The organism is Flavobacterium suzhouense (genome assembly GCF_042684765.1).
GTDB lineage: Bacteria > Bacteroidota > Bacteroidia > Flavobacteriales > Flavobacteriaceae > Flavobacterium > Flavobacterium suzhouense.
In genome coordinates, this window is record NZ_JBHUMD010000026.1 from 259,571 (window position 1) to 263,433 (window position 3,863).

At 44.7% G+C, this 3,863-nt stretch carries 1 protein-coding gene; it reads left to right on the plus strand.

Annotated elements, in window-relative coordinates; genetic code table 11:
* A partial coding sequence (locus ACFSR3_RS11890) for an HYR-like domain-containing protein (RefSeq protein ID WP_379821199.1) occupies positions 1-3,863 on the plus strand: 3,863 nt, incomplete at both ends.

Here is a 3,863-nt window from a genome sequence, read left to right on the forward strand (position 1 = left end):
TAACTGTGGTGGTACAATCACATACACCAAAACCTCAGGAGAATTTACCCGAGGCGACTGTGATAACTCAGGTACTTATACCAACACCTGGGTTGCAAAGGATGTGTGTAATAATACTTCCTCAGTGTTCACTCAGGTGATTACTATAGAAGACACTCAGGTTCCTGTGTGGAGTACCGCAGCATCATCTCTAAATATAACGCTGCAATGTAGCGATTCAGAAGGACTGGCCAATGCTCAGTCACAAGCTCCGGTTGCTACCGACAATTGTGGCGGAGTAATCACCTACACCAAAACCTCAGGAGAATTTACCCGAGGCGACTGTGACAACTCAGGTACTTATACCAATACGTGGACCGCTACCGATGGATGTAATAACACCTCTTTGGTCTTTACCCAGATTATCACCATTGACGATACTCAGGTTCCTGTTTGGTCAACAGAGTCAGTAGCCCTTAATGTTACTCTTGAATGCAGTGATGCTTCAGGACTAGCAAACGCTCAGGCACAGGCTCCTGTTGCTACCGATAACTGTGGAGGTATAATCACCTATACTAAAACCTCAGGAGAATTTACCCGAGGCGACTGTGATAACTCAGGCACTTATACCAATACCTGGACTGCTACCGATGTTTGCGGTAATGTATCAGAGGTCTTTACCCAGATTATCATTATTGAGGATACCCAGGTTCCTGTTTGGTCAACAGAGTCAGTAGCCCTTAATGTTACTCTTGAATGCAGTGATGCTTCAGGACTAGCAAACGCTCAATCACAAGCTCCTGTTGCTACAGATAACTGCGACGGTACAATCACCTATACCAAAACCTCAGGTTCATTTGTAGCAGGAGCGTGTGCCAATTCAGGTACTTATACTAATACATGGACCGCTGCCGATGGATGTAATAATACCTCTTTAGTCTTCACTCAGGTGATTACCATTGAAGATACCCAGGTTCCGGTGTGGAGCACCGCAGCATCATCTCTAAATGTAACGCTGCAATGCAATGATGCTTCAGGATTAGCCACAGCGCAATCACAGGCTCCGGTAGCTACCGACAATTGTGGCGGAGTAATCACCTACACCAAAACCTCAGGAGAATTTACCCGAGGCGACTGTGACAACTCAGGCACTTATACCAATACCTGGACTGCTACCGATGTTTGCGGTAATGTATCAGAGGTCTTTACCCAGATTATCACTATTGAGGATACCCAGGTTCCTGTTTGGTCAACAGAGTCAGTAGCCCTTAATGTTACTCTTGAATGCAGTGATGCTTCAGGACTAGCAAACGCTCAGTCACAAGCTCCGGTTGCAACCGATAACTGTGGAGGTATAATCACATACACCAAAACCTCAGGTTCATTTGTAGCAGGAGCGTGTGCCAATTCAGGTACTTATACTAATACATGGACCGCTACCGATGGATGTAATAATACCTCTTTAGTCTTCACTCAGGTGATTACTATTGAAGATACCCAGGTTCCTGTGTGGAGCACCACAGTATCATCTCTAAATATAACACTGCAATGCAGTGATGTTTCAGGACTTGCTGCTGCTCAGGCACAAGCCCCTGTTGCTACCGACAACTGCGGAGGAGTAATCACCTATACCAAAACCTCAGGTTCATTTGTGGCAGGTTCATGCGCCAATGCAGGCACCTATACCAATACCTGGGTTGCAAAGGATGCTTGTAATAATACTTCCTCAGTGTTCACTCAGGTGATTACTATTGAAGATACCCAGGTTCCGGTATGGAGCACCGAAGCATCAGCACTTAATGTAACGTTGCAATGCAGTGATGCTTCAGGACTTGCAACTGCTCAGTCACAGGCTCCGGTTGCAACCGATAACTGCGGAGGTACAATTACCTACACCAAAACCTCAGGTTCATTTATAGCAGGTTCATGCGCCAACTCAGGTACCTATACCAACACCTGGCTTGCAAAAGATGTTTGTAATAATACTTCCTCAGTCTTCACTCAGGTGATTACTATTGAAGATACCCAGGTTCCGGTATGGAGCACCGAAGCATCAGCACTTAATGTAACGTTGCAATGCAGTGATGCTTCAGGACTTGCAACTGCTCAGTCACAGGCTCCGTTTGCAACCGATAACTGCGGAGGTACAATTACCTACACCAAAACCTCAGGTTCATTTATAGCAGGAGCGTGTGCCAATTCAGGTACTTATACTAATACGTGGACCGCTACCGATGGATGTAACAACACCTCTTTGATCTTCACTCAGGTTATTACTATAGAAGATACTCAGGTTCCTGTTTGGTCAACAGAGTCAGTAGCCCTTAATGTTACTCTTGAATGTAGTGACGTAGAAGGACTTGCAACTGCTCAATCACAAGCTCCGGTTGCTACAGACAACTGTGGTGGTACAATCACATACACCAAAACTTCAGGTTCTTTTGTGGCAGGAGCGTGCGCCAACTCAGGTACTTATACCAATACGTGGACCGCTACCGATGGATGTAATAATACTTCCTCAGTGTTCACTCAGGTTATTACCATTGAAGATACTCAGGTTCCTGTTTGGTCAACAGAGTCAGTAGCCCTTAATGTTACTCTTGAATGTAGTGACGTAGAAGGACTTGCAACTGCTCAATCACAAGCTCCGGTTGCTACAGACAACTGTGGCGGAACAATCACCTACACCAAAACCTCAGGTTCATTTATAGCAGGGGCGTGTGCCAATGCAGGCAGCTATACCAATACGTGGACTGCTACCGACGGTTGTAATAACGCCTCTTTGGTCTTCACTCAGGTGATTACTATTGAAGATACCCAGGTTCCGGTATGGAGCACCGAAGCATCAACACTTAATGTAACGTTGCAATGTAGCGACTCAGAAGGATTGTCCAATGCTCAATCTCAATCACCTGTTGCTACAGATAATTGTGGAGGTACAATTACCTATACCAAAACCTCAGGTTCATTTGTAGAGGGACTTTTCCTTAATGAGGGAACTTACACAAATACCTGGACTGCTACTGACATTTGTAGCAATAGTTCTTCTGTATTTACACAAACAATTACAATCGTAGACACTCTTGTTCCAGTAGTGACAACTTCTGCTTTCGCACTTAATATAACGCTGCAGTGTAGCGATGCATTAGGACTTGCAGCTGCACAGCTATATGAACCTGAAGCAGTTGATAATTGCGGTGGTGCTGTTAGTTTTACCAAGACCTCAGGAACATTTGTTCAAAGTGAATGCGAAAACTCGGGAACTTATACTAATACCTGGGTTGCTTTGGATTTACGTAGAAATGCTTCATCAGTATTTACTCAGATAATTACCATAGAGGATACCCAAGCTCCTATTTGGTCAACAGAGGCATCATCTCTAAATATAACGTTGCAATGCAGTGATGCTTCAGGGTTTGCTGCTGCTCAGGCACAATCACCTGTTGCTATTGACAATTGCGGCGGTGCGGTCAGTTATAATAGAAGTTCAGGAGAATTTATCCGTGGCGACTGTGATAACTCAGGTACTTATACCAATACCTGGGTTGCTACTGATGGCTGTGGTAATGTATCAGAGATCTTTACTCAGATAATTACCATAGAGGACACCCAGGTACCGGTATGGAGCACCACAGCATCATCTCTAAATGTAACGCTGCAATGCAGTGATGCTTCAGGATTAGCCACGGCGCAATCACAAGCTCCTGTTGCAACCGATAATTGTGGCGATACAATTACCTATACCAAAACCTCAGGTTCATTTATAGCAGGTTCATGCGCCAATGCAGGCACCTATACCAATACATGGATTGCTACTGATGTTTGCGGTAATATATCAGAGATATTTACCCAGATTATCACCATTGAAGATACCCAGGTTCCTG